The following is a 23,367-nucleotide window of genomic DNA, read 5'->3' as shown; positions in this document are numbered from 1 at the left end:
CGGGCACCTTCTCCCGTATAGCGACGGGAGAAGGAAGGCTACGGTCTCCTGAACCCCGTCGGGGCGCCATAGAGATAGCCGATGCGCTCGACCGCTTCCTTCAGCCCCTCGCGCGAGACCAGCATGGTGTGGCCGTTGGCGTGGATCATGTCTCTTTCGTCGGTCATGATCGCGACATGGCCTTTCCAGAAGACGAGGTCGCCGCGCCCGAGACCTGAATAGTCCGGACCCGGCTCGAACGGCATGCCGATCGATGCCGCCTGCATATCGGCGTCGCGCAGCACATCCTTGCCCGTCATGCGCATTGCCAACTGCACGAGGCCGGAGCAGTCGATGCCGAAGCCGGAGACACCGCCCCAGAGATAAGGCGTGCCGAGGAAGCTCTCGGCGACCGTGACATAGTCCTCCGCCGGCTCGGCGATCGGCCGCAAATGGCGGGCGATGATCGCCTGGCCGGAGGGCAGCAGCGCATAATGCGTGCCGCGCGTCTCGGCCGAGCCGGTCACCGTCACGGTCGAGCCCATCGACAGCTGCCCGTTGATCGGAAAGCGCAGATCCGGTCCGGGATAAAGGAAGGTGCGCGGCACGGAAACGATATGCGTGGGCGCATGCTCGCGCGCCCCAATCAGATTGTCGGCCACATAGCCGACATAGCCGTCGCGCTCGGCCTGTACCCAGGCCCAGCCTTCCGCGTCCTCGAAGACGAGCACATCGTCGCCGAACAGCGCCTGCGTGTTGACGCCCGCATCGGGGCGCGGCGCCTTGCGCAGATCGGCGACAGCGGCCGTGATCCGCGCCGGGCGGCCGGTGACGAAGCGGTCGGCGGCGACCTCGCCCTTCAGCCTCGCATCGGCAAGGTCGGAGCGGAAAGCATGAAAGCGGGCATCCCTGGCGGTCAAATCGATAATCCAGTCAAATCAGCAATGAACTCAGATGGGGCAATGAGGTCAAATGGGCAGCTCGTGCGCCCTGGCAACGATACCATCGCCGAAGCGCTCGACAAAGAGCGCGCCTTCCACCGTGCGCCGGATCAGCACGTTGCGCTTGTCGAGCTCGTCGCGATGGCGCGAGACCAGCTTCAGCGCGCCCATTGTGTCCAGCGCGCGGGTGATAACCGGCTTGGTGACGTTAAGCCTGGCGGCCAGCCCGCGCACCGTATGGGGTGGCGGATCGAGATAGATGGTGAACAGGATCGCCGTCTGGCGCATGGTGAGATCGGGCTCGCCGTTCCGCACCTGGGCCAGCATCACCTGCTGCCACAGTCGCAAGGCCTGGCTCGGGCGCATCGAGATCGACATCGCCCAAGCATGCCGGCAAATTGTTTCGGTTCCGTTTCAGTGGCGGCGTTTTGCAGCTACGCCCCGAAACGCTCGGCGATTACCCGCTCCAGCGCGCGAATGCCCTGCGCTTCGCCGCCGGTCAGGCCGTAGGGACGATCGGCCGGATTCCAAGCGAAGATGTCGAAATGCGCCCAGCTGTGAGTCTTCTCGACGAAGCGCTTGAGGAAAAGCGCCGCAGTGATCGATCCGGCAAAACCGTCGGTGGTGACATTGTTGATGTCGGCGACCTTCGAGGAAAGCTTAGCATCATAGGGACGCCATAGCGGCATTCGCCACAGTGGATCCTCGACCGCGACGGACGCGGCTGCAAGGTCGGCGGCAAGCGTCTCGTCGGCGGTGTAGAAGGGCGCCAGATCCGGCCCCAGCGCGACCCGGGCGGCTCCGGTCAGCGTCGCCATGTCGACCAGCAAAGCGGGCTGTTCCTCGTCGGCCAGCGCCAGCGCATCGGCCAGGATCAGCCTGCCTTCGGCGTCGGTGTTGCCGATCTCGACCGTGATGCCCTTGCGGCTCCTGAGCACGTCGCCGGGCCGGAAGGCGTTGCCGGCGATCGAATTCTCGACGGCGGGGATCAGCACACGCAGCCGGACGTTCAATCTCGCCGCCATCATCATGGAGGCGAGACCCAACACATTGGCGGCGCCGCCCATGTCCTTCTTCATCAAAAGCATGCCGGACGAAGGCTTGATGTCGAGGCCGCCGGTGTCGAAGCAGACGCCCTTGCCGACCAGCGTCACCTTCGGCGCATCGCCCGGTCCCCAAATCATGTCGATCAGCCGCGGCGCGCCGGTGGAGGCACGGCCGACGGCATGGATCATTGGGAAGTTCCCCGCCAGGAGATCGTCGCCATGGATCACTGAGATATCGGCACCATGAGCGGCCGCCAGTTTCCGGGCGGCTTCTTCCAGTTCGAGCGGCCCCAGGTCGCTGGTCGGCGTGTTGACGAGGTCGCGTGTCAGGAACACGCTGTCGGCCACGCGGCGGACATGTGCGGCGTCGGCGCCCTCCGGTAGCGCAAAGCGCAAGGCCTTGCCGGGCTTCTTGCCGTAGCGGGTGAAGACATAGCCCCCAAGGACCAGCGCGAGCGCGGCGAGATCGGGCTGCGCGAGGCCCGACGCGAAATGCCAATCGCCTTCCGGCAACGACCTTGCCAGCGCGCCGAGCGCAAGAACGCTTTCGCCGTCGCCTGTGCCGAACAGCGCGCCGGCAAGGCTGCCGCCCTCGCCCGGCAGGACCAGCGTGCGCCCTGCCTCGCCGGAAAACCCGTTGGCTCTCGCCCAGGCGATAGCGGGCGGCGGCAGCGCAGCGGCTTCAAGGGCATCCTTTGGCACTAGATAGACAGGCAAGACGGCTTCCGGCTTCTGCTCAACGAGTTCGACAGGCATGCGATGATCTCCGGCCGAACAGTTCGAGTCGGCGCTTCTTAACGGTCCGTTAGGGTTAACAGAATATTTCTGCGGGAGGGAAGACGGCCAGCCAATGGCCGCACAGGAATGGAGACCGGGCGCCGATGCCGACCGAAGTGTTGAACCTTACAGCCAAGCGTCTGATCACCACGGTCTTCATGGCCGCGCTGGCGACAAGCATGGCCGGTTGCGGCAGCACCAGCAAGTTCACCACGGGCTCCATCTCCCGCTCCGACAGCAGGCCGCTGGAAACGATGTCGGCCGGCGAATTGCGCACCGCCACGTCCAGGCTCGGCCAATCCTATGCCCGCAATCCGAACGACAAGCGCATCGCGATGAATTTCGCGGCGGCGCTGCAGATGGACGGCGATGCCGATCAGTCGCTGGCGGTGATGCGCAAGCTGGCGATCGCCTATCCCAAGGATCGCGAGGTGCTTGCGGCCTATGGGAAGGCGCTTGCCGCCAACGGCCAGTTCGAGCCGGCTCTCGATGCCGTGCGGCGCGCGCAGACGCCCGAATATCCGGACTGGAAGCTGGTCTCGGCGGAAGCCGCCATTCTCGACCAGATGGGACAGAAGGACGAAGCGCGGCAGGACTATCGCAAGGCGCTGGAACTGAAGCCGAACGAGCCTTCGGTGCTGTCCAATCTCGGCATGTCCTATGTGCTCGAGGGCGACTTGCGCACGGCAGAAACCTATATGCGTTCCGCCGCGCAGCAGCCCGGCGCCGATAGCAGGGTGCGCCAGAATCTCGCGCTGGTCGTAGGCCTGCAGGGCCGTTTCGACGAGGCAGAGAAGATCGCTTCGCAGGAGCTGTCGCCCGAGCAGGCGCAGGCCAACGTCGCTTATCTGCGCCAGATGCTTGCCCAGCAGAACGCCTGGAGCCAGCTGAAGGATCAGGACAAGGACAAGGCGAAAGTCGCCACGGACTGACCGCTGCGGATGGCGCTAAGCCGATCGCCTCTGAAAAATTGAAAGCCGCGCGGACCCCGCGCGGTTTTTGATTGATGCGTACGGCCCGCCTATTGGCTCGAGGAGCTGTGCTGGTCGCCGAAGATGCCGCGCTGACTGACCTGGATGCCGGCCGGCCCAAGAATGATGGCGAATAGAACCGGCAGGAAGAACAGGATCATCGGCACGGTGAGCTTCGGCGGAAGCGCTGCGGCCTTCTTTTCGGCGGCATTCATGCGCATGTCGCGGCTTTCCGAGGCGAGCACGCGCAGCGCGTGCGCCACCGGCGTGCCGTAGCGTTCGGCCTGGACCAAGGCCTGGGACACCGACCTCACCGATTCCAGGCCGGTGCGGCTTGCCAGGTTCTCATAGGCGATCTTGCGGTCCTGCAGATAGGACAGCTCGGCATTGGTGAGCACAAATTCCTCGGCAAGCGCCACCGACTGCGCGCCGATTTCGTCGGCAACCCTGCGCAAGGCCGCTTCCACCGACATGCCGGATTCCACACAGATCAGCATCAGGTCGAGCGCGTCCGGCCACGCCAGCTGGATCGACTGCTTGCGCTTGGTCGCGCGGTTGTTGACGTAGACGATCGGCGCATAGAAGCCGCCATAGGCGACAACGACACAGACGAACAGCCTGATGAAAGTCGGCTGCTGCGGCAAGCCGCCGAGCACGAACAGATAGATGGCCGCCAAGGCAAAACCGACGAATGGCAGGACGAGGCGGAAGAAGAGGAAACGCGTCAGCGGGTTCTCGCCGCGGAAGCCCGCGACCTTGAGCTTCTGGATCGTGTTTTCATCTGCGAGCGCGCGCCTGAGATCGAGGCGGTCGACGACGTTGCGCATGCCGATGGACTGTTCCTCGCGCAGGCCTTTGCGACGGCGGTCGGCCTCGCTGGCCAGCCGCGCACGCTGCTCGGCGCGCAATTTGTCGCGTTCAAGGGCCACGCTTTTCATGCGCGACTTGAGCGACGTGCCGCCGAACGCCGGCATGAGCGTGAAGACGGTCGCGAACACGGCAATGCCGACCAGCATCGCGATCAGGAAAGAAGGATCGGTGAGTGTTTTGACGACCTGCTCTGTCACTGGATCCGCGCCTCTACACTTCGAAGTTCATCATCTTGCGCATCACCAGGATCCCGATCGACATCCACACACCCGCGCAGCCGAGGATCAGGTTGCCGACGTTGGTGGTGAACAGCGGCATGATATAGTTCGGGCTCGACAGATAGACGAGGAAGGCGACGACGAAAGGCAAGGCGCCGATAATGGCGGCGGATGCCTTGGCTTCCATCGACAGCGCCTGGACCTTGGCTTTCATCTTCTTGCGGTCGCGCAGCACGCGCGAAAGGTTGCCCAGCGCCTCGGACAAGTTGCCGCCGGCCTGCGACTGGATCTGGATGACGATGCCGAAGAAGCCGGCCTCGCTGCACGGCATGGTCTCGGACATGCGCATGGCGGCGTCCGGCACCGACATGCCCATCTGCTGGGAATCGACGATGCGGCGGAATTCGGAGCGGACCGGTTCAGGCGATTCATTGGCGATCAGGCGGATCGCATCGTTGAGCGGCAAGCCGGACTTGACCGCGCGCACGATGATGTCGAGCGCGTTCGGGAACTCTTCCAGGAAGGCCTTGACGCGGCGTGTGCGGCGAAAGGAGACAAACCAGCGCGGCAGGCCGAGGCCGCCCGCCAGCAGGGCGCCGGGCAGAGCCCACAAAGGCGCGCCGACGAAAAAGAGAAGGCCCGTGAGCACGATCCCGCAGACAGCCGAATACATGTAGAAGCGCTCGATCGGAACCTGCATGCCGGCCTGGCGGATCTGGACCTTCAGCGGCGGTTTCTTGACGTTGCGATCGTTGGTCTTCTGCTTCTCGTCGAGCTGCTTCAGCGAGTCCTGGACGTTTTTTCGCCGCTTGACCGCTTCCGCGGCGCGGTCGCGCGTCGCTTTCACCACAGACCGGTCGGTTTCGGCGGTCTTGACGGTCTGAAGCCGCTTGCCGGCCTGCTTCTCGTTGTCGATGCGCGTGAACAGGAAAGCATAGGCCACCGCGCCGGCGCTGAAGCCGGCGAGCACGACGAAAGCCAATACGGTGGTATCAATTCCGAACATCGACCAGGGTCCTTCGGGCATTTCGCCGTTCCAAGAAACCGGCGAACCGCCCTATCTCTTTGTATTGACGCAATTCCGGACGGAAAGCCGCTTCACCTTTTCCTGGAATTGCTTCCAACCTCCAGATGCCTCAGTCAGCGCGTTTCTCCATCGCCTCGAGCGCGTTGGCGAGGCGCTGTTCCTCGCCATAATAGCGGGCGCGGTCCCAGAAATGCGGACGGCCGATGCCCGTCGATACATGCTCGCCGACCAGGCGGCCGCTCGAGTCCTCGCCCTTGATGTTGTAGAGGACAAGGTCCTGGGTGATGATGACATCGCCTTCCATGCCGACCACCTCGGTGATGTGGGTGATGCGGCGCGAGCCGTCGCGCAGGCGGGCCGCCTGGATGATCACGTCGATCGAGCCGACGACGATCTCGCGCACTGTGCGCTGCGGCAGCGAATAGCCACCCATGGCGATCATCGATTCGATACGGTTGAGGCATTCGCGCGGGCTGTTCGAGTGGATCGTCCCCATCGAGCCATCGTGACCGGTGTTCATCGCCTGCAGCAGGTCGAACACCTCCGGTCCGCGCACTTCGCCGACGATGATCCGCTCCGGCCGCATGCGCAGGCAGTTCTTGACCAGGTCGCGCATGGTCACCTCGCCCTCGCCCTCCAGATTGGGCGGCCGGGTTTCGAGACGGACCACATGCGGCTGCTGCAGCTGCAGTTCAGCCGAATCCTCGCAGGTGATGACGCGTTCCTCGCGGTCGATATAATTGGTCAGGCAGTTGAGCAGCGTGGTTTTGCCCGAACCCGTGCCGCCCGAAATGACGACATTGCAGCGGACGCGGCCTATGATCTTGAGGATTTCCGCGCCTTGCGGCGAGATGGCGCCGAACTTGACCAGCTGGTCCAGCGTCAGCTTGTCCTTCTTGAATTTGCGGATGGTGAGCGCGGTGCCGTCGATCGACAGCGGCGGCGCGATGACGTTGACGCGCGAGCCGTCGGGCAGGCGCGCGTCGCAGATCGGACTCGATTCGTCGACGCGGCGGCCGACCTGGCTGACGATGCGCTGGCAGATGTTGAGCAGCTGCTGGTTGTCGCGGAAACGGACGCCGGTCTGTTCGACCTTGCCATTGACTTCGATGTAGACGTTCTTGGAGCCGTTGACCATGATGTCGGCGATGTCGTCACGGGCAAGCAACGGCTCCAGCGGCCCATAGCCCAGAATGTCGTTGCAGATGTCCTCGAGCAGCTCTTCCTGCTCGGAGATCGACATCGCAAAGTTCTTGATCGCGATGATGTCGTTGACGATATCGCGGATTTCCTCGCGCGCGCTCTCGGGATCGAGCTTGGCGAGCTGCGACAGATCGATCGTGTCGATGAGCGCAGAGAAAACCTGGCTCTTGGTGTCGTAATAGGTCTCCGAGCGCTCGCGCTGGGCCCTTCTTGGCGGCTCCGGCGCCATGGGCGGCGCCTCGACGGGGCGGCGCGCCGGCGGCGCGGCCGGCGTGCTGGACGGTGGCGCGACCGGTCGTTCGGCCGTCACCGTTCCCGTTGAAGGGGCGGCGGGAGCGGATGCCGGCGGACGGAATTCGGGCGTTGCCCGGCTGCCGTCGTCTTTGCCTCTTTTACCAAACATGATCGACTACCCGATGCCGCTCAATCAGCGTCACTTCTTGTTGCGCGAGAGCTTGCCGAGGATCGAGCCCAGGCCTGCCTTCTTCCTTGCCTTGATTTCGCTGCGTCCGGTCAGCACATGCGCTATTTCATTGATGGTCGCGACGACCGGGCTCTTGGCGTCCATCTCGGAGAGCATGCGGCCGTTGTTGGCGGCATTGCCGAACAGCAGCGGTTCGAAGTTGATCACCGCCATCGGCGTGATGCCGAGCGGTTCGGCAAAGTCGGAAGCCGCGATCTCCGGCCGCTTCGGCACGCCCGCCTGGTTGATGATCAGCTTCGGCGGCGGATCATTCGGACGCAGCCGCTTCAGCATGTCCACCATGTTCTTGGTGTTGCGAAGATTTGCGAGCTCGGGCGTGGCAGTGATGACGACCTCGTCCGCCTTGATCAGCGTGCTCTTGGTCCACCCGCTCCAGACGTGAGGGACGTCGAGGACCAGCAAAGGCGCGCTGCGCTGCGCCGTCTCGATGATCTGCGCGAAGGCCTCGGAATCGAAATCATAGACGCGCTCGAGCGTGGAGGGAGCCGCGAGCAGCGACAGATGCTCGGCGCATTGCGCGAGCAGGCGGTCGAGATAAACCTCGTCGACCCGCTCCGGCGAAAACACCGCCTCGGCGATGCCTTGCGGCGGATCCTGGTCGAAATTGATATTGGCGGTGCCGAAGGCGAGATCGAGATCGGCGATGACGACTTCGGACTTGAACAGGGAAGACATCGCCCAGGCGACATTGTGAGCGATGGTCGAGGAGCCCACGCCGCCCTTGGCGCCGATGAAAGCGATCGAGCGGCCGATCGGCTCCGAATCCGGATCGACGAAGATTGACGATACGACGCTGACGATGTCGGACATCGAGACCGGCGCGATGACATATTCGGAGATGCCTGAGCGGATAAGCTCGCGGTAGAGCCCGACATCATTGTAGTGACCAATGACCACGACCTTGGAGGACGGATCGCAATATTCCGCGAGCTGGCCCAGTTGTTCGAGCAACTGCTGCGGTTCGCTGCGCGATTCCAGCAAGATCAGGTTCGGTGTCGGCGCGGACTGGTAGAACTCGATCGCGGTCGGAATGCCGCCCATATGGACCTTGAGATGGGCCTTGGCCATCCGGCGATCCTCGCCGGCACGCGCGACGGGATTGGCGACTCCCTCGGTCTCGCAGAAGGCCTGGATCGAAATGCGCGGCACGGGACGCAGCGCCTGCATGGCGGCGATGTCTTGCTGCGAAAGGTCGCCGGTTTCCGTAGGCGTGTCGTAGGCAAGATTGCTCATCGTCATGCTCTTTCCGTGACTGCTCTCTTCGTCGCCCGGCGCGGCTTAGTAGGTTACTTCCGAATTGCCGAGGAACTCTTCCGAGATGCCCCTCTCGCGGTATTTGTCGATCACTGCGCCACGATTTTCGGCGTCGATGTCGGACTGCTTGCGCGGCCCGATCAGATCGTTGGGATTGGCGACTTGAGCCGCGAGGTTGTTTTGGTAGGAGCAGCCGAAGTCGGCATAGTGCTTGTTCTCAGAGGTCTCCAGGATATCGTCCGGCCAACGGCCGCATTTGTCGGTTTGGGCCCGCACCGCGACGAAGGCGACGCGCACCGGCGCGGACGCTTCCGGCACCGCCGACTGGTAGGATGTCATGATGATGCGGTTGCGCTTTACGCCCGCCGCCATGGCGAGCCTGGCAAAATCGCGGCCGGCGGCCCGGGCGGCAATCTCGTTGGCGGACCCGACCGGCATCGCGATCGTGAGAGCCGGCGCGGCGCTCTTGTCATAGCCGTCGAGAAAGCCCAGCAGCGTATCGCGCTGCGCGCCGGTCATGCCGCGATCGCCGGCGCCGACCGGTAGGTCGATCTTCTGGTTCTTCTCGGCGATGACGATCGGATGGGTCGTGCGGTAATCGTCCGGAACCGACCCAACCGTGACGCTGTCACGGTTGGCGCAACCTGCGAGCAACGATGCCAACATAACCGCCAGTACCGGGACCACCTGCCGACGGAGCCTTGCGATGCCGGATGCTGTCCGGACCGTCATGATCTTCGATGCTGACTTGGACATATCCGCATTCCCACTCATTTGTAGATGAAGCCGACGACGCCGTGGTAGCGACCCGGCGGTCTGTCGGTCTGCATAGTGCCGTAGACGCGGTTGACGCGGCCGAGGAACATGCCGGCGCCGTCGCTCGCAGGATTGAAATTGTCATCCGGCTTCGCCAGATCGTTGCGTGCGACAGGCTTGACCAGGTAAGGCGTGATGATGATGACGAGCTCGCTTTCGTTGCGCACAAAATCGCGGCTGCGGAACAGCGTGCCGAGGACGGGGATCTTGGCAAGGCCAGGCAATCCAGCGACAGCCTGGCGAACGTCATCCCGAACGAGCCCCGCAATCATCATCGACCCGCCCGACGGCAACTCGACGGTGGTGTCGGCCAGTCGTTTGCGGAGCGACAAAAGCGTCGTTCCGGGCATGCCTATAGCGGTCTTACCCCCTCCTTCGAGAGTCCCGGCACCTTCGGTGGTCGGCTCCGAAACTGCCGTTCTGACCTTGAGGCTGATGCGCCCGGCCGACAGCACGACGGGCTGGAACTCGAGACCAATGCCATACTCTATTTTGTCGAAAGCATATGTGGTCTGACCTGTCTGATTATCAGTCGACACGTTGCTTGAGCGTCCGCCGACCAGATTGAATTCACCGCCGACCTTGAATGTAGCCTTTTCGCCAGAAACGGCGGTAAGGGTGGGCTCTGCCAACGTCTTCATGACGCCGCTTTGTTCCATTGCGTTGATGTAAGCCTGGATGCCGTTTCCGATACCATCGCCCAGCAACAAGCCGGAAGTCTGCGAAATCGGCTTGCCCAAACCGAAGGCTGGCGAACTTTGCGCGCCGTAGGAAATGCCATTGGAGCTGCCGGCGCCGATCATGTTGACGCCGAGCTGCTTCATCACCGAGCGGCTGACTTCGGCGACGGTCACCTTCAGCGTCACCTGATCGTCGCCGATGATCTGCAACAGGTTGACGATCTTGGAGGTCCGGCGCTCCTGGTCGGGGTTGTTGATGTCGACGCCACCATTGACCGAGCCGCCGGCAGCGGTCTGCGAATATTGACCCGTCGTCGCTTCACCGCCGGACACGAAGATGGTTGCCAAGTCGACGGCGCGCTTGGCATCGAGGGGCGTGTCGACCGTGCCCGTCAAGACGACGTTGTCATTGAGAAGCTCGACCTTGATCTGCGAGGACGGGATGAAGCGCTTCAGATAGTCCTCCAGCCCGGCGACGTCGCGCTCGACGGCCAGATCCAGGCTGACGATCTGCTCGCCATTGGGACCGAAAACGAAGATGTTGGTTTCGCCGACCGCCTTGCCGAACAGGTAGATGCGCCGCGCCGTGCGCGTCACGGCATCGGCAACGGCCGGATTGGCGACGAGGATATCATAGGCGTCGCTCGGCAAGTCTATGACCACGGATTTGTTGAGGCCGAGCTTGACGCGCTGCGTGGCGACGGAAGCCGACACGCCGGCGCTCGCGGCCTTGGCTTCGACCAGTCCCGGAGCGCCGGTGCCGACCAGGAAAAACCCGATCGCCGCGGCGGCCAGGACGGGCAGCATTTTGCCGTTCAGCCTCATTTCCTTGCTCCTACCTCGGAAACCTCGCCCGACTTGATCAGACGAACCGTTCCGCGCCGGCCATTGCCGTTGACCAGATAGTCGGCTTCTTCCGTAATCTTTTCATGGATGTCGGTGATCGGGCGCAGCGCGAGCGTCAGGCGGTCCGCCATCTGCTGCGCCACCGTGATGATCTCCGCCTGCTGCGGCGTCAGTTCCAGCGTCGCGGTCTGGCCGACCCTGGTCTTCTTGCCTTCCTCGTCTTCCTGGATGGTCTGGTCGATGGCCAGCACACGGATGTTCTTGAGAATCGTCTCGGTGTTGAAGCCGCTGCCGCCATTGCCGGTGTCGGCGCGGCGGGTCATGATAACGTCGACGAAGTCGTTGGGCAGGATGAAGCCGCCGGCGGACGTGTCGGCCGATATCGCGGTCGCGACGGCGCGCATGCCGGAAGGCAGGATCGATGACATGAAGCTTTGCCCCTCGCCGACCAGCTTGGAGCGCCGCAAAGGTTCGCCGGTATACATGGCAACGCGGGCGACCGAGCCCTTGAGTTTTTCGACCGCGTCAGGCTCGGCGGCGCGCGTGATGAAATTGGCGTTGACGCCATCGGCCGGCCATTGCTCCCAGCTGATGTTGGCGCCGAGCTGGCTCCCCATCGGCACGTCACCGGAAAGCACCAGCACATCCTGCAGTGCGATCGCCGGCTGCTTGGGTGCATCGACGATGACCTGAGGCGGCGGCGCCACGACCATGTTCTTCGCCACATAGCCCGCGCCACCCGCCGCGACCGCAGCCACGCCCAGAATAATCAATCGGGATGCTGGCATTCGTCCGAAACCCTTCGCCTCAAGGCAAACCACCTCGCCAGGCCGGACTTTGCAGCTGCAATCGTCAAAACAAGGTTAATGCAATACTTACGATCGTGATTAATTTAAGGTTTACTCAAATTAGACGGAACGGCTCGCCGTTAACAAAAAAGGGCGGCCGCGCCGCCCTCCGATCTGACAGAAGGCCGGTCAAGCCGCCGGGGATCGCGGAGATCGACGGCATCGCCGACTCGACGTCGCCAGGCCTATGTCGTGAGCCTCTCCAGCGCCCACACCACCAGCGGCGAATCCGGGAAGGTGATCAGCCCACCGGCGCCTAGCGCAATGCCATATGGGATGCCAACGCTCTCGTCCGCGAAATGGCGCAGGAAACGGTGGTGGCCGGTGTACATGGAGAGCGGCGATTTCCGGTAAGCAAGGATTGCCGCCGTAAGCAGGCCGCCGATGAAAGCCGACGTCACCAGATAGCCGATCAGGTTGACATTGAGGCCCATCCATAGCGCGGTCGCGGCCAGAAGCTTGGCGTCACCGCCGCCCATGCCGCCGAGCGCAAAAAGGCCGAACGTCATCGCGAGCACGAGGGCGCCGGCAGCGAAGTGCCAGCCATAGGCTGCCCAGTCCATCCCGGTGAGCGGCGCGACAAGCGCGAATGTGGCCACCAGCAACACGGGAACGCGGTTGGCGATCGTCATCGACAAGGTGTCCGAGACCGCAGCGAACAGCATGCAGAAAGGAAAGACGACGAAGATCACGGCTTCAAGCATGGATGCGGCGGCCTGTGGCAAGTTCTCAGCGGCATCCTAGGCGCGGCGGATTAACGATCGATGAGGCCTGACGATCAAAATCGGCCGACTGCATGAAAAAGGCCGCCACTGGCGGCCCTTTTCTTCTTGTTCGAAAGGCGCGATACCGCAGCCTGTCACGGATTCCCGGCGTTGTTAAGCGTCGTGGCAATGTTCTGGAACTTGGCGTTCAGCGAGGTGCCGAGCGCTGTAGCGCCGATCATGATGGCGAGCGCGATGAGAGCGGCGATCAGACCGTATTCGATGGCGGTCGCGCCGGATTCGTCTTTCACGAAACGTGCAATGAGATTAGACATTCGAGAGTTCCTACTCCACGTGTTGCAGCACTTCCGTCAACTTCTCTTCGCGGTTGATCGGATGCCGCAAATTTAGGGAGAAGCCGTTTCAATCGGCTTAATAAACAGCCTTAGCGATTCCTTTCCGGTGGTGAACGCGCTGTGTGGTTAATCGTGGCCTAAACATCGCCAAGGAGCCCGGGTTCCCGGGAAACCGGCGCTTGTGCAATATTGCTAAACAATAAGCGCCATGGACGCATGGCGCACCATGCAGGCGATCCTTAATCATGCCGGGCCCGGTTTAACCGTTGCTTCACCAATCTCGTTCATGTTCCGTTGAAGAATCTGCCCGCCCGGAGCGCTTCAATGACGTTGTCGAGATCGCTGTTTCCAGTCGCCGCGCTGCTGGCAGTTGCCGCCTCGGTCACGCCGGCCAGGGCCGGCGCGGGTATAGAAGTCACCATGAACCAGGCAAAGATCGTCAAATTGTCTCGCGCGGCCGACACGGTCGTCATCGGCAACCCGGCGATCGCCGACGCCTCCGTGCAGGACGCCTCGACCATCGTTCTCACCGGCAAGGGCTTTGGGGTCACCAATATGGTCGTGCTCGATTCCGACGGCAGCCCGATCATCGATGAACAAGTAACCGTCGTGCGACAGGCCGCCTCCTCGGTGCGCATCTACAGACGCGCCGAAGTCCAGACCATGTCCTGCACCCCCTATTGCGAGAGTGCGTTCAAGACCGAGGCCGAGAAGGCTTCCGAATCCGAGATGAGCGCCGGGCACTGACCCGTGCGAGGGGCGAACCCCGCGGGCATTAAACACAGCTTAAAGCTTGCCCGGCGAATTTAACGATCGTCAAAACCGGAACTCAATGGGTTTTTCACTAACCTTGCCGCCGGTACCGCAAAGGGATCGGCAGGAACGCAATATGAGCAAGGATGCCACAGCCGGCAACGGCATGGACAGCAAGGCGCGCGCCGGATCGCGCGCCGGCTTTTTCAGCGACAGGCGCGGCAGCACGGCGATGGAATTCGCGCTGCTGGCCATCCCATTCGCGCTTCTCGTCTTCGCCATCCTCGAGAGCTGCATTTCGTTCGCCGGCCAGGAGGTGATGGCCAACGTCACCGACGATGTGGCCCGCCAACTGCGGACCGGGCAGTTGCAGAAGACGAACGTCACCGAAGCCTCCATCAAGCAGCTGATCTGCAATCGCCTGCAGATCATGGTTTCGAACAACTGCACCGATACCGGGCCAAATGCTCCACTGCTGGTCGATCTGCGCGAATATTCGAGCTTCGCGGACGCCGCGACGGCAGGTTTCAAGATCGTGAGCGGCGATATCGTGCTGACGCAGGGCGCGAACACGATGTCTCCTACCGTCTCGCCCGGACTGGCAGAGACCATCAACATGCTGCGGGTGTTCTACAAATGGCCGGTGATGACCGATTTCATGGCCAAATCGATGGCAAATCTGAAGGACGGCAAAACGCTGCATTTCGCGTCGGTGACCTGGCAGAACGAACCATTCGACGACAATTGAGACTGCTCGACGGCGTGGAGGACGATATGCATAGTGCGGGGGCACTCCGGGGGATTTCGGCGAAGGTGGAGCGGTTTTGCCGTGATCGCCGCGGCATCGCGGCGATCGAGTTCGCGTTCATCGTGCCGGTGCTCCTGATCATGTATTTCATCACGATGGAGGCCTCGCAGGCCATCGAGACCAGCAAGAAGGTCAGCCGCATCGGCAGCATGGTGGCCGATCTCGTAACTCAACAGCAGACGGTCGTGAAGGCCAACCTCGACGCTATAATGAAGATCGGCGGCACCACGCTTCTGCCCTATAACCGCTCGGCTCCCTCGATCATCATCACCGCCATACAGATGTCCGACGAGGCGACGCCGACAGTGAATGTAGTGTGGTCGCGCAAGCTGGTGGGCAACACCTACAGCGCCGATGCCAAGCCCGGCGACACCACGACCGTCCCCTCGACGCTAAGGATCCGCAATACTTTCCTGATCCGCGTGGAAAGCGATCTCGGCTACAAGCCGATCATCACGTGGTCCGCCAGCAATTCGCAGGGGCTCGGGCTGACCTCGGCTTTCAGCAACATATCGATGAGTGAAACCTACTATCTAAGGCCCCGTCGGTCCCCGACGATACCCTGCGGCGACTGCTGACAGGCTATTCCTGCCCGGCGGTTTTCTGCCGCACGATTGCCACGGCCATCGCATAGTCCTTCTGTGCGGCCGGCCCAAAACCACCGGAATGCGCCCGCTCCAGCAGGTCGTACATATCGGGCGTCTGTGACTTGAGATTGGTCAGGAAGACCGTCAGCCGGCGCTTTGCATCGGGGTCAAGATCGCTGCGGACGGCGTGCGGCCCGTAGCGCAAGAGGCCCGAAGTCCACAACACGCGAAGCGACGCTTGAGGGATGCCAGCCGCCTCCAGCCGCGCGACCGTTCCGTCGGAATGGCTGGGCTGGCCGTCGGCACCGGCCGGCTCCCAGCCGAACAGGGCATCCGCTTCGCCGCCGGCCAGCATGATCTCGGCCGCGGTCGCTGAAGCGGCACGCGCCAGGAAGGCTGAATCCCGTGCGATCTTGACGCCTTCGGCCGATAGCCCCGCCAGCGGCAGCAGCGCGCCACCGACATTTTCGGCCGGCGCTATCGCGATCCGGTGCGAAGCCATGGCGGCGAGGTCCGGAAGTCTGCCGTCGCGCGTCACCAGGACGGAACGGATGCCGACCGCGCCTTCGGCATCGACCGGCGCCACCAGCGGCTCGACACAGCCGCAGTGCTCGGAAGCCGTGGCGTAGGCGAGAGCGGAATAGACCGCGTATTGCACGCGTCCGCTCGCCTGTGCTTCGATCAGCGCCGCGTAGTCGCGCGCAACGACGAACTCGACCTTCATGCCGAGCGCATTGGCATAGGCATCGGTCAGGCGCGCGAGCCCCGGAACGGTGTTGCCGCCGCCCGGTTCGGCGACGATGCCGATGCGGAAGGTACCGATATCGTCACGCCAGTCGGCGCGTGCCGGCCATGAGGCAGCGCCGAACGCCACGAGAGCTGCCGCGCACACCTTCACGGCCTGCCTTACCGCGGTTTTGCCGCGCCCTGCCATACCCGCTTCGCTCCCGCCGCATCCGCGCCTCGCCGCAACTATGGCGCCAAGCCGTTGCGGTTTGGTTTCCGATTTGCCAACACCGCCGGGGAGCCTTATGTCTGGCAGTCAGGACTGACAACAAAGACACCCATGGCGCGCGCGTTCCTGTTTGTTCTCGATTCTTTCGGCATCGGCGGCGCGGCCGACGCCGAACGCTATGGCGATGCCGGCGCCGACACGTTCGGACATATTTTTCAGGCCTGCGCCGATGATCGTGCCGATCGGCAAGGGCTGCGCGAAGGGCGGCTCGCGGTGCCCAACATGATGTCGCTCGGGCTTGGCCTGGCGGCGCAAACCGCAACGGGATTGAGGGCCGGCATCGACGCGCCGCCGATCGCCTCGGCCTTCCATGGCGCCGCCCAGGAAGTGTCGAGCGGCAAGGATACGCCCTCCGGCCACTGGGAGATCGCCGGCCTGCCGGTGCGGTTCGACTGGGGCTATTTCCCCGACACGGTGCCCGCCTTTCCGGCCGAGCTGACCGACGCGATCATCCGCGAGGGCAAGCTGCCTGGCATCCTCGGCAATTGCCATGCGCCCGGAACCGAGATCATCGAGCGGCTCGGCAAAGAGCATATCCGCACCGGCAGACCGATCTGCTATACCTCGGTGGACTCTGTATTGCAGATCGCCGCGCATGAAACTCATTTCGGCCTGGAGCGGCTTTATGAGCTTTGCCTCACGGTGCGCCGGCTGGTCGATCCGCTCAAGGTCGGGCGGGTGATTGCGCGGCCATTCGTGGGCGAGACGCCCGCTACGTTCCAGCGCACCCACAATCGCCGCGACTATGCAGTGCCGCCGCCGGAGCCGACCCTGCTCGACCGGCTGACGGAGCGCGGCAGCAAGGTCATCGCCGTCGGCAAGATCGGCGACATCTTCGCTCATCGCGGCATTTCGGAAGTGCGCAAGGCAGGCGGCAACATGGCCATGTTCGACAAGGCGCTCGGCGCCATGGACGACGCCGGCGACGGCGACCTGGTCTTTGCCAATTTCGTCGATTTCGACACCGAATTCGGCCACCGGCGCGATGTCGCCGGCTATGCCGCGGCGCTCGAGGCCTTCGACCGCCGCCTGCCTGAGGCGCTGTCGCGCATAAGGCCTGGCGACCTGCTCATCCTGACCGCAGATCATGGCAACGATCCGACCTGGCGCGGCACCGACCATACGCGCGAACGCGTTCCGGTGATCGGTATCGGGCCGGGGCTGACGGGCGGTGATATAGGGCTGAGGCCGACCTTCGCCGATATCGGCGAAACCGTCGCGGATCATCTCGGCCTGGCAACCGGTCGCCATGGGACATCCTTCCTTGCAACGATAGGCGATCATGCCTGAACTACCTGAAGTCGAGACGGTCCGGCGCGGACTGCAGCCGGTCCTGGAAGGCGCGCGGCTCGTCAAAGTCGAGGCACGCAGGCCCGACCTTCGCTTTCCTTTTCCCGAACGCTTTTCGGAGCGGCTTAGCGGTAAGACCGTGACGGCGCTCGGCCGCCGCGCCAAATATCTGACGATGCATATGGAAGACGGTCCGGTCCTGATCTGCCATCTCGGCATGTCGGGATCGTTCCGGGTCGAGGCCGCCGAGAGCAGCGACATCCCCGGCGTCTTCCATCAGGAGCGTTCGAAGAGCGCGGCGCACGACCATGTCGTGTTCGACGTCGCCTCGGAAAAAGGCGAGCGCTCTCGCGTCATCTTCAACGACCCGCGCCGCTTCGGCTTCATGCTGTTTGCCGAAGGCGCGCCGGACACACATCCGATGCTGGCGGGACTCGGCATCGAGCCAACCGGAAACGCGCTCGACGGCCCCCTGCTCGCCTCGCTGCTGAAGGATCGCAGATCTCCGCTCAAGGCGGCGCTGCTCGACCAGAGGCTGATCGCCGGGCTCGGCAATATATATGTCTCGGAAGCACTGTGGCGCGCCGGGCTCTCGCCGCTGCGCGAAGCCGGCACCATCGCCGGGTCGGCCAAGAAGGCGAGAGAAAGCGAGCGCCTCGCCGAAGCGATCCGCTCTGTCATCGCCGATGCGATCGCCGCCGGCGGCTCCTCGCTGCGCGACTATGTCCAGGCCGACGGATCGCTCGGCTATTTCCAGCATTCCTTCCAGGTCTACGATCGCGAGGGGGAGCCGTGCCAGAAGCCGGGCTGCCGCGGCCACATCGAGCGCATCGTGCAAAGCGGCCGCTCGACCTTTTATTGCCGGACCTGTCAGCGGTAAGCTAGGAACGATGTCGATCATCCCACTGCCGCGGAAGGAAGCGAACCATGACCTATGAAACCATTCTCGTGGAAACACGCGGCAAGGTCGGGCTGATCACGCTGAACCGGCCCAAGGCGCTCAATGCGCTGAACTCGCAAGTCCTTGCGGAGGTCGTGGCGGCGGCGAGCGCGCTCAATGCCGATCCCGGCATCGGCGCGATGGTGCTTACGGGATCTGAAAAGGCGTTTGCCGCGGGCGCCGACATCAAGGAAATGCAGGCGATGTCCTTCGCCGACGCCTATACGCAGGACTTCTTCGTCGGCTGGGAGGAATTCACGCGCACGCGCAAGCCCATCATCGCGGCAGTGGCCGGCTATGCGCTCGGAGGCGGCTGCGAGCTTGCCATGATGTGCGACTTCATCATCGCCGGCGACAATGCCAAATTCGGCCAGCCCGAAATCACGCTCGGCGTCATGCCGGGCATGGGCGGATCGCAGCGGCTGACCCGCTTCGTCGGCAAGTCGAAGGCGATGGACATGTGCCTGACCGGGCGAATGATGGACGCGGCCGAAGCCGAGCGGAGCGGGCTGGTATCGCGGGTGGTGCCGGTCGCAGAGCTCACCGAGGAAGCGCTGAAGGCAGCGGCGAAGATCGCCGAGTTCTCGCTGCCATCGGTGATGATGACCAAGGAGGCCGTCAACCGCGCTTACGAGACGACGCTCGCCGAAGGGCTGCGCTTCGAGCGCCGCCTGTTCCATTCGCTGTTTGCGCTCGACGACCAAAAGGAAGGCATGGCCGCCTTCGTCGAGAAGCGGAAGCCGAATTTCAGCAACCGCTAGGGCGCGTTGCCCAATGACTGAAGGCGGGTCATGACGCGCCGCGCTTTCCGTTTCCAAAAAGACCGCCAAGTGACGTTGACGCGCCGGAAAAGCTGAACTATAAGCCGCACCAACCGAGGCGGCCCGTGGCTGCCCGTTTGTTTTTTGCGCCCTGCGGCACCCCGCTGGCGCCCACCAGATCAGAAGAGAGGCATCATGGCCAACACGTCTTCGGCCAAAAAGGCAACGCGCAAGATCGCCCGCCGCGCGGCGGTCAACAAGAACCGCCGCTCGCGCGTCCGCTCCTATGTCCGCAAGGTCGAAGAGGCGCTGGCCGCCGGCGACAAGGCCGCGGCGGTGGAAGCCTTCAAGGCAGCGGAGCCGGAATTGATGCGCGCCGCCACCAAGGGGGTCGTCCACAAGAACACGGCTTCCCGCAAGGTTTCGCGGCTGGCCCAGCGGGTCAAGACGCTGTCGGCCTGACCGAACTGATCCTCGATTCGTCGACGTGGAACCCGGCCGCGCAGGCCGGGTTTTTTCGTTTGCCGGCAAGTACTTAAAAAAGTTGCTCGCGAGCAACGCTTGTGACGCGATTTCCAATGCCAGTAATGTTTTGCCGGCATATTCAACGCTGTTGATATCGGCACGCCCTCCCCGCGGCAGCTGCCCCAATTTGCCTGGCAAAAAATCCGTAGCTTTTTCAGCGGCTTACGACGGGTCATCCACAGCTTGTTCAACGCACGCCCGAGCGGCGGGGGAGAAGTAGCTGTCAAGAGAATTATTTCAGAATATTTCGTTTCAGGCGGCCTTTTTCATATTCGCCGGAAAAGGGTTTGAATCACAATGGCTTTGTCAAAACATGCCGTGCCGGCACCCGATTTCCGGTAACCAGATTCGTTAAAAAACCGTTAGATGTGGCCTTGCCCTATCCACAGCGATTTCGGTAATGTCCCTCCATCGAAGGGACGGGCTCTAGCCCCTGACCCAGCCTGAATTGGCCAGCACAAAATGGCGGAATTCATGACGTGGAGCAATTCCGCGTGCGGCTTGGTTTGTCTCTTCGGTGCGGGTAGGGGACTGGCGTAATTGTACATGGCAGTCGATGTCTCACCGGCGTTTCCGCCGGAGGGTGATGCATTGCCTTGTCGCTGTCGGAAGCCGGCGTGCGGAGCCGGCAGCTGGTCCCTTGCGCGAGTTGCGACGACATTGCCGCGGCGGCAATGGCATCGCGGCTGAATGAGGTCGCCGGACCAAGGATGCAGGAGGCGCATCCCCGGTGGAAAAGGGTACGAGAAGAACAAGGGACTTGGATCATGCAAAGCGGCATCGAGAGGGAGATAGCGGGCGAGCTCCCATTTCCAGCAACTTTTGTCGGAGGGGGCGACGTGGCGGTATCCAGCGACGCGGAACAGAAGTTCGAACGGGTCAAGGCACAGCTGAAGGCGCGTCTTGGAGCCGAAGTCTATTCGAGCTGGTTCGGTCGCATGAAGGTCGCCGAGGCGTCCCGCGGCGTTGTGCGCATCTCCGTGCCTACAGCCTTCCTGCGGTCCTGGATCAACGGCCATTATCTCGAACTCATCGCGGAGCTGTGGCGGCATGAGGATGCGGGCGTCCTCAAGATCGAGATCGTCGTGCGCACCGCGACGCGCCAGGGGCGCAACCCTGTCGAGCCGGAAGGGGCGCCGGCGCGCAAGATGACAAAGCACACGCATACCGCGCTCGCCAACGGCACCGCGAGCACCGGGCGCGTGGAACAACGGGCGCCGGCGCCGCGCCAGGGCGCGTCCGCGGAACCGGAGTTCCGCCACAATGTGCTGGGGTCGCCGCTCGACCCCCGCTACACCTTCGCCTCCTTCATCGAGGGGCCGTCGAACAGAGTGGCCTTCGCGGCGGCCAGGGCGGTGGCGGAATCGCAGTCGAGCGCGGTCCGTTTCAACCCGCTTTTCCTGCATGCGACCGTCGGGCTCGGCAAGACGCACCTGCTGCAAGCGATCGCGGCGGAATCGCTGCGGCAAAACCCGAAATCGCGCGTCGTCTACCTGACCGCGGAATATTTCATGTGGCGCTTCGCCACCGCGATCCGCGACAACAACGCGCTGACGCTGAAAGAGCAGCTGCGCGACATCGATCTTTTGATCATCGACGATATGCAGTTCCTGCAGGGCAAGTCGATCCAGCACGAATTCTGCCATCTCATCAACATGCTGCTCGACAGCGCCAAACAGGTCGTGGTCGCGGCCGACCGGCCGCCGTCGGAACTGGAATCGCTGGAGCCGCGCGTGCGTTCGCGCCTCAATGGCGGCGTGGCGCTGGAAATGTCGACGCCGGATTTCGCCATGCGGCTCGGCATGCTGAAGCTGCGCCGCGCCACCGCCAAGACCGATGACACCTCGCTCGATATTTCCGACGAAATCCTGGAGCATGTCGCGCGCACGGTGACCGGCAGCGGACGCGAGCTCGAAGGCGCCTTCAACCAGCTTCTGTTCCGCCAGTCCTTCGAGCCGCAGATCACCATCGACCGCATCGACGAGATCCTCGGTCACATCTACCGCTCCGGCGAGCCGAAGCGGGTGCGCATCGAGGATATCCAGCGCATCGTGGCGCGCCACTACAACGTGTCGAAGACGGAGCTTCTGTCCAACCGGCGCACGCGCACGATCGTCAAGCCGCGGCAGGTGGCGATGTATCTGTCGAAGGTGATGACGCCGCGCTCATTGCCGGAGATCGGGCGGCGCTTCGGCGGCCGCGACCACACGACGGTGCTGCATGCCGTGCGCAAGATCGAGGACCTTTCGGGCGGGGACAACACGCTGGCGCAGGAACTGGAACTGCTCAGAAGGCTGATCAACGACCAGGCCTGAAGGAGCGCACAAACAGCCGGCGGCACGCTTCGCCGGCTTTATCCCCAGAAAGCCCGCGCTGCCGGCCGGAACCGGCGCCGCGGGCTTGCCTTTGCAGGCTTTTTACTGTCAGCTTACGGAGATTCTGGAAGCCTTTCAGCGCTTTCGCGGGATACCGCCTGCCGGTGACCCGTTCATTCATTGAAGCGAGCCTGTTCGTCATGCGTGTTATCCTGGAACGGTCAAATCTCCTGAAGTCCCTCAACCACGTCCACCGCGTGGTCGAGCGGCGCAACACCATTCCGATCCTGTCCAACGTGCTGCTCAGCGCCGAGGGTGCCAGCCTTGAGATGAAGGCCACCGACCTCGACCTCGAAGTCACGGAGGCGACGCCCGCCAAGGTCGAGCGCGGCGGCGCGACGACGGTGCCGGCGCATCTGCTCTACGACATTGTGCGCAAGCTTTCGGACGGCGCCGAGGTGATGCTGAAGACGGACGAGGACGGCAACGCGATGACCGTCACCTCCGGCCGTTCGAGCTTCCGTCTGCAGTGCCTGCCGCAGTCCGATTTCCCGGAGCTTTCGGCCGGTTCGTTCTCGCATATCTTCCGGCTGGAATCCGCGGCCCTCAAGGGGCTGATCGACAAGACCCAATTCGCCATCTCCACCGAGGAGACGCGCTACTATCTCAACGGCATCTTCCTGCACACGCATGAGGTGGGCGGCAAATTGAAGCTGCGCTCGGTGGCAACCGACGGGCATCGCCTGGCGCGGGCCGAGATCGACGCGCCGGCGGGCTCCGAAGGCATGCCCGGCATCATCATTCCGCGCAAGACGGTGAGCGAGCTGCAGAAGCTGGTCGATGATCCCGATGTGGCGGTGACCACGGAGCTGTCGGACACCAAGATCCGCTTCACCATCGGCAGTGTGGTTTTGACCTCGAAGCTGATCGACGGCACTTTCCCCGACTATCAGCGTGTCATCCCGACCGGCAACGACAAGAAGCTGATCATCGACCGCCAGAGCTTCGCCGCGGCGGTAGACCGCGTTTCGACCATTTCCTCCGAGCGCGGCCGGGCGGTGAAACTGTCGATCAATGACGGCCAGCTGACTTTAGCCGTCAACAATCCCGACTCCGGCAGCGCCACCGAGGAACTGGCGGCGGACTACTCGTCGGACCCGATCGAGATCGGCTTCAACGCCAAATACCTGCTCGACGTCGCCGCCCAGCTCACCGGTTCCGAGGCCAAGTTCATGCTGGCCGACGCCGGTTCGCCGACGCTGATCCATGACATGGCCGACGAAACCGCGCTCTATGTGCTGATGCCGATGCGGGTCTAGGGTGTCTTTGTTGGCGCAATTCCGGACTGAAAAC

The 23,367-nt window shown here is 63.2% G+C and carries 22 protein-coding genes and 1 pseudogene; 10 read left to right on the top strand and 13 right to left on the bottom strand.

Annotated elements, in window-relative coordinates; all coding sequences use genetic code 11:
• Positions 1-38: 38 nt before the first annotated feature.
• Genes LB528_RS24935 through LB528_RS24925 form a run of 3 tightly spaced genes read right to left on the bottom strand, consistent with a single transcriptional unit; the run spans position 39 to position 2,722 of the window.
• The gene (locus LB528_RS24935) at positions 39-899 is read right to left on the bottom strand and encodes an NlpC/P60 family protein (RefSeq protein ID WP_224716677.1); all 861 of its coding nucleotides are present in this window, start codon (positions 897-899) and stop codon (positions 39-41) included.
• Positions 900-947: 48 nt separating this feature from the next.
• On the bottom strand, positions 948-1,298 hold the full coding sequence (locus LB528_RS24930) for a MarR family winged helix-turn-helix transcriptional regulator (RefSeq protein ID WP_224513005.1): 351 nt from the start codon (positions 1,296-1,298) through the stop codon (positions 948-950).
• A 56-nt stretch (positions 1,299-1,354) separates the two neighbouring features.
• The gene (locus LB528_RS24925) at positions 1,355-2,722 is read right to left on the bottom strand and encodes a leucyl aminopeptidase family protein (RefSeq protein WP_224513007.1); all 1,368 of its coding nucleotides are present in this window, start codon (positions 2,720-2,722) and stop codon (positions 1,355-1,357) included.
• A gap of 125 nt (positions 2,723-2,847) precedes the next feature.
• Between LB528_RS24925 and LB528_RS24920 the strand changes: the two genes are divergently transcribed.
• Positions 2,848-3,675 (top strand): tetratricopeptide repeat protein, encoded by an 828-nt coding sequence (locus tag LB528_RS24920; protein WP_224716676.1) that lies wholly within the window; start codon positions 2,848-2,850, stop codon positions 3,673-3,675.
• Between the two features lie 89 nt (positions 3,676-3,764).
• Here LB528_RS24920 and LB528_RS24915 read toward each other — a convergent pair whose 3' ends face one another.
• The 9 genes from LB528_RS24915 to LB528_RS24875 form a co-directional block, all read right to left on the bottom strand.
• Complete coding sequence (locus tag LB528_RS24915; protein ID WP_224716675.1) at positions 3,765-4,781, bottom strand: type II secretion system F family protein; 1,017 nt, start codon at positions 4,779-4,781, stop codon at positions 3,765-3,767.
• Between the two features lie 13 nt (positions 4,782-4,794).
• The gene (locus tag LB528_RS24910; protein WP_224513011.1) at positions 4,795-5,808 is read right to left on the bottom strand and encodes a type II secretion system F family protein; all 1,014 of its coding nucleotides are present in this window, start codon (positions 5,806-5,808) and stop codon (positions 4,795-4,797) included.
• Between the two features lie 130 nt (positions 5,809-5,938).
• A complete protein-coding gene (locus LB528_RS24905) occupies positions 5,939-7,435 on the bottom strand; it encodes a CpaF family protein (protein ID WP_224716674.1) in 1,497 nt (498 codons plus the stop codon).
• 30 nt (positions 7,436-7,465) lie between these two features.
• On the bottom strand, positions 7,466-8,749 hold the full coding sequence (locus LB528_RS24900) for a CpaE family protein (RefSeq protein WP_224716673.1): 1,284 nt from the start codon (positions 8,747-8,749) through the stop codon (positions 7,466-7,468).
• A 45-nt stretch (positions 8,750-8,794) separates the two neighbouring features.
• On the bottom strand, positions 8,795-9,526 hold the full coding sequence (locus tag LB528_RS24895) for a CpaD family pilus assembly protein (RefSeq protein WP_224716672.1): 732 nt from the start codon (positions 9,524-9,526) through the stop codon (positions 8,795-8,797).
• Positions 9,527-9,540: 14 nt separating this feature from the next.
• Complete coding sequence (locus LB528_RS24890; RefSeq protein ID WP_224513015.1) at positions 9,541-11,091, bottom strand: type II and III secretion system protein family protein; 1,551 nt, start codon at positions 11,089-11,091, stop codon at positions 9,541-9,543.
• The gene (cpaB, locus tag LB528_RS24885) at positions 11,088-11,900 is read right to left on the bottom strand and encodes a Flp pilus assembly protein CpaB (RefSeq protein WP_224513016.1); all 813 of its coding nucleotides are present in this window, start codon (positions 11,898-11,900) and stop codon (positions 11,088-11,090) included. The genes LB528_RS24890 and cpaB overlap by 4 nt, the downstream gene beginning before the upstream one ends.
• A gap of 245 nt (positions 11,901-12,145) precedes the next feature.
• Positions 12,146-12,664, bottom strand: a complete 519-nt coding sequence (locus LB528_RS24880) for a prepilin peptidase (protein WP_224513017.1) — start codon at positions 12,662-12,664, stop codon at positions 12,146-12,148.
• Between the two features lie 155 nt (positions 12,665-12,819).
• Positions 12,820-12,999 (bottom strand): Flp family type IVb pilin, encoded by a 180-nt coding sequence (locus tag LB528_RS24875; RefSeq protein WP_224513019.1) that lies wholly within the window; start codon positions 12,997-12,999, stop codon positions 12,820-12,822.
• A 345-nt stretch (positions 13,000-13,344) separates the two neighbouring features.
• Between LB528_RS24875 and LB528_RS24870 the strand changes: the two genes are divergently transcribed.
• The 3 genes from LB528_RS24870 to LB528_RS24860 all read left to right on the top strand — a co-directional run bounded on the left by LB528_RS24870 (position 13,345) and on the right by LB528_RS24860 (position 15,159).
• Positions 13,345-13,767, top strand: a complete 423-nt coding sequence (locus LB528_RS24870) for a pilus assembly protein N-terminal domain-containing protein (RefSeq protein ID WP_224716671.1) — start codon at positions 13,345-13,347, stop codon at positions 13,765-13,767.
• A gap of 142 nt (positions 13,768-13,909) precedes the next feature.
• Positions 13,910-14,521, top strand: a complete 612-nt coding sequence (locus tag LB528_RS24865) for a TadE/TadG family type IV pilus assembly protein (RefSeq protein ID WP_411962255.1) — start codon at positions 13,910-13,912, stop codon at positions 14,519-14,521.
• A gap of 26 nt (positions 14,522-14,547) precedes the next feature.
• Complete coding sequence (locus LB528_RS24860) at positions 14,548-15,159, top strand: TadE/TadG family type IV pilus assembly protein (protein ID WP_224716683.1); 612 nt, start codon at positions 14,548-14,550, stop codon at positions 15,157-15,159.
• 4 nt (positions 15,160-15,163) lie between these two features.
• Here LB528_RS24860 and LB528_RS24855 read toward each other — a convergent pair whose 3' ends face one another.
• Positions 15,164-16,102, bottom strand: a complete 939-nt coding sequence (locus tag LB528_RS24855; protein ID WP_224716670.1) for a phosphate/phosphite/phosphonate ABC transporter substrate-binding protein — start codon at positions 16,100-16,102, stop codon at positions 15,164-15,166.
• 132 nt (positions 16,103-16,234) lie between these two features.
• Between LB528_RS24855 and LB528_RS24850 the strand changes: the two genes are divergently transcribed.
• The 6 genes and pseudogenes from LB528_RS24850 (at position 16,235) to dnaN (ending at position 23,333) form a co-directional block, all read left to right on the top strand.
• Positions 16,235-17,473 (top strand): phosphopentomutase, encoded by a 1,239-nt coding sequence (locus tag LB528_RS24850; RefSeq protein ID WP_224716669.1) that lies wholly within the window; start codon positions 16,235-16,237, stop codon positions 17,471-17,473.
• Positions 17,466-18,353: a bifunctional DNA-formamidopyrimidine glycosylase/DNA-(apurinic or apyrimidinic site) lyase gene (mutM, locus tag LB528_RS24845; RefSeq protein ID WP_224716668.1), complete on the top strand. Its 888-nt coding sequence runs from the start codon at positions 17,466-17,468 to the stop codon at positions 18,351-18,353. Before LB528_RS24850 ends, mutM begins: the two co-directional genes overlap by 8 nt.
• Before the next feature lie 47 nt (positions 18,354-18,400).
• Positions 18,401-19,174: an enoyl-CoA hydratase gene (locus LB528_RS24840; protein WP_224513028.1), complete on the top strand. Its 774-nt coding sequence runs from the start codon at positions 18,401-18,403 to the stop codon at positions 19,172-19,174.
• Positions 19,175-19,369: 195 nt separating this feature from the next.
• Positions 19,370-19,636 carry a 30S ribosomal protein S20 gene (gene rpsT, locus LB528_RS24835; protein ID WP_095819340.1) on the top strand — a complete coding sequence of 89 codons (267 nt, stop codon included), beginning with the start codon at positions 19,370-19,372 and terminating at the stop codon, positions 19,634-19,636.
• A gap of 929 nt (positions 19,637-20,565) precedes the next feature.
• Positions 20,566-22,014: pseudogene (dnaA, locus tag LB528_RS24830) on the top strand (chromosomal replication initiator protein DnaA); the annotation flags it as partial.
• A 200-nt stretch (positions 22,015-22,214) separates the two neighbouring features.
• Positions 22,215-23,333 (top strand): DNA polymerase III subunit beta, encoded by a 1,119-nt coding sequence (gene dnaN / locus LB528_RS24825; protein ID WP_040994017.1) that lies wholly within the window; start codon positions 22,215-22,217, stop codon positions 23,331-23,333.
• Positions 23,334-23,367 lie beyond the last annotated feature (34 nt).

Source organism: Mesorhizobium sp. CA4 (genome assembly GCF_020165075.1).
In the GTDB taxonomy this organism is placed as follows: domain Bacteria; phylum Pseudomonadota; class Alphaproteobacteria; order Rhizobiales; family Rhizobiaceae; genus Mesorhizobium.
The sequence above is the reverse complement of the archived record's forward strand: the minus strand, read 5'-3'. Positions and strand labels throughout refer to the sequence as shown.

What these genes read in the sequence shown, in the direction of transcription:
- LB528_RS24930 (WP_224513005.1), bottom strand. Translation starts at nt 1,298, where the DNA reads ATGTCGATCTCGATGCGCCCGAGCCAGGCCTTGCGACTGTGGCAGCAG.
- LB528_RS24925 (WP_224513007.1), bottom strand. Translation starts at nt 2,722, where the DNA reads ATGCCTGTCGAACTCGTTGAGCAGAAGCCGGAAGCCGTCTTGCCTGTC.
- LB528_RS24920 (WP_224716676.1), top strand. Translation starts at nt 2,848, where the DNA reads ATGCCGACCGAAGTGTTGAACCTTACAGCCAAGCGTCTGATCACCACG.
- LB528_RS24910 (WP_224513011.1), bottom strand. Translation starts at nt 5,808, where the DNA reads ATGTTCGGAATTGATACCACCGTATTGGCTTTCGTCGTGCTCGCCGGC.
- LB528_RS24905 (WP_224716674.1), bottom strand. Translation starts at nt 7,435, where the DNA reads ATGTTTGGTAAAAGAGGCAAAGACGACGGCAGCCGGGCAACGCCCGAA.
- LB528_RS24900 (WP_224716673.1), bottom strand. Translation starts at nt 8,749, where the DNA reads ATGAGCAATCTTGCCTACGACACGCCTACGGAAACCGGCGACCTTTCG.
- LB528_RS24895 (WP_224716672.1), bottom strand. Translation starts at nt 9,526, where the DNA reads ATGTCCAAGTCAGCATCGAAGATCATGACGGTCCGGACAGCATCCGGC.
- LB528_RS24890 (WP_224513015.1), bottom strand. Translation starts at nt 11,091, where the DNA reads ATGAGGCTGAACGGCAAAATGCTGCCCGTCCTGGCCGCCGCGGCGATC.
- cpaB (WP_224513016.1), bottom strand. Translation starts at nt 11,900, where the DNA reads ATGCCAGCATCCCGATTGATTATTCTGGGCGTGGCTGCGGTCGCGGCG.
- LB528_RS24880 (WP_224513017.1), bottom strand. Translation starts at nt 12,664, where the DNA reads ATGCTTGAAGCCGTGATCTTCGTCGTCTTTCCTTTCTGCATGCTGTTC.
- LB528_RS24875 (WP_224513019.1), bottom strand. Translation starts at nt 12,999, where the DNA reads ATGTCTAATCTCATTGCACGTTTCGTGAAAGACGAATCCGGCGCGACC.
- LB528_RS24870 (WP_224716671.1), top strand. Translation starts at nt 13,345, where the DNA reads ATGACGTTGTCGAGATCGCTGTTTCCAGTCGCCGCGCTGCTGGCAGTT.
- LB528_RS24865 (WP_411962255.1), top strand. Translation starts at nt 13,910, where the DNA reads ATGAGCAAGGATGCCACAGCCGGCAACGGCATGGACAGCAAGGCGCGC.
- LB528_RS24860 (WP_224716683.1), top strand. Translation starts at nt 14,548, where the DNA reads ATGCATAGTGCGGGGGCACTCCGGGGGATTTCGGCGAAGGTGGAGCGG.
- LB528_RS24855 (WP_224716670.1), bottom strand. Translation starts at nt 16,102, where the DNA reads ATGGCAGGGCGCGGCAAAACCGCGGTAAGGCAGGCCGTGAAGGTGTGC.
- LB528_RS24850 (WP_224716669.1), top strand. Translation starts at nt 16,235, where the DNA reads ATGGCGCGCGCGTTCCTGTTTGTTCTCGATTCTTTCGGCATCGGCGGC.
- mutM (WP_224716668.1), top strand. Translation starts at nt 17,466, where the DNA reads ATGCCTGAACTACCTGAAGTCGAGACGGTCCGGCGCGGACTGCAGCCG.
- LB528_RS24840 (WP_224513028.1), top strand. Translation starts at nt 18,401, where the DNA reads ATGACCTATGAAACCATTCTCGTGGAAACACGCGGCAAGGTCGGGCTG.
- rpsT (WP_095819340.1), top strand. Translation starts at nt 19,370, where the DNA reads ATGGCCAACACGTCTTCGGCCAAAAAGGCAACGCGCAAGATCGCCCGC.
- dnaN (WP_040994017.1), top strand. Translation starts at nt 22,215, where the DNA reads ATGCGTGTTATCCTGGAACGGTCAAATCTCCTGAAGTCCCTCAACCAC.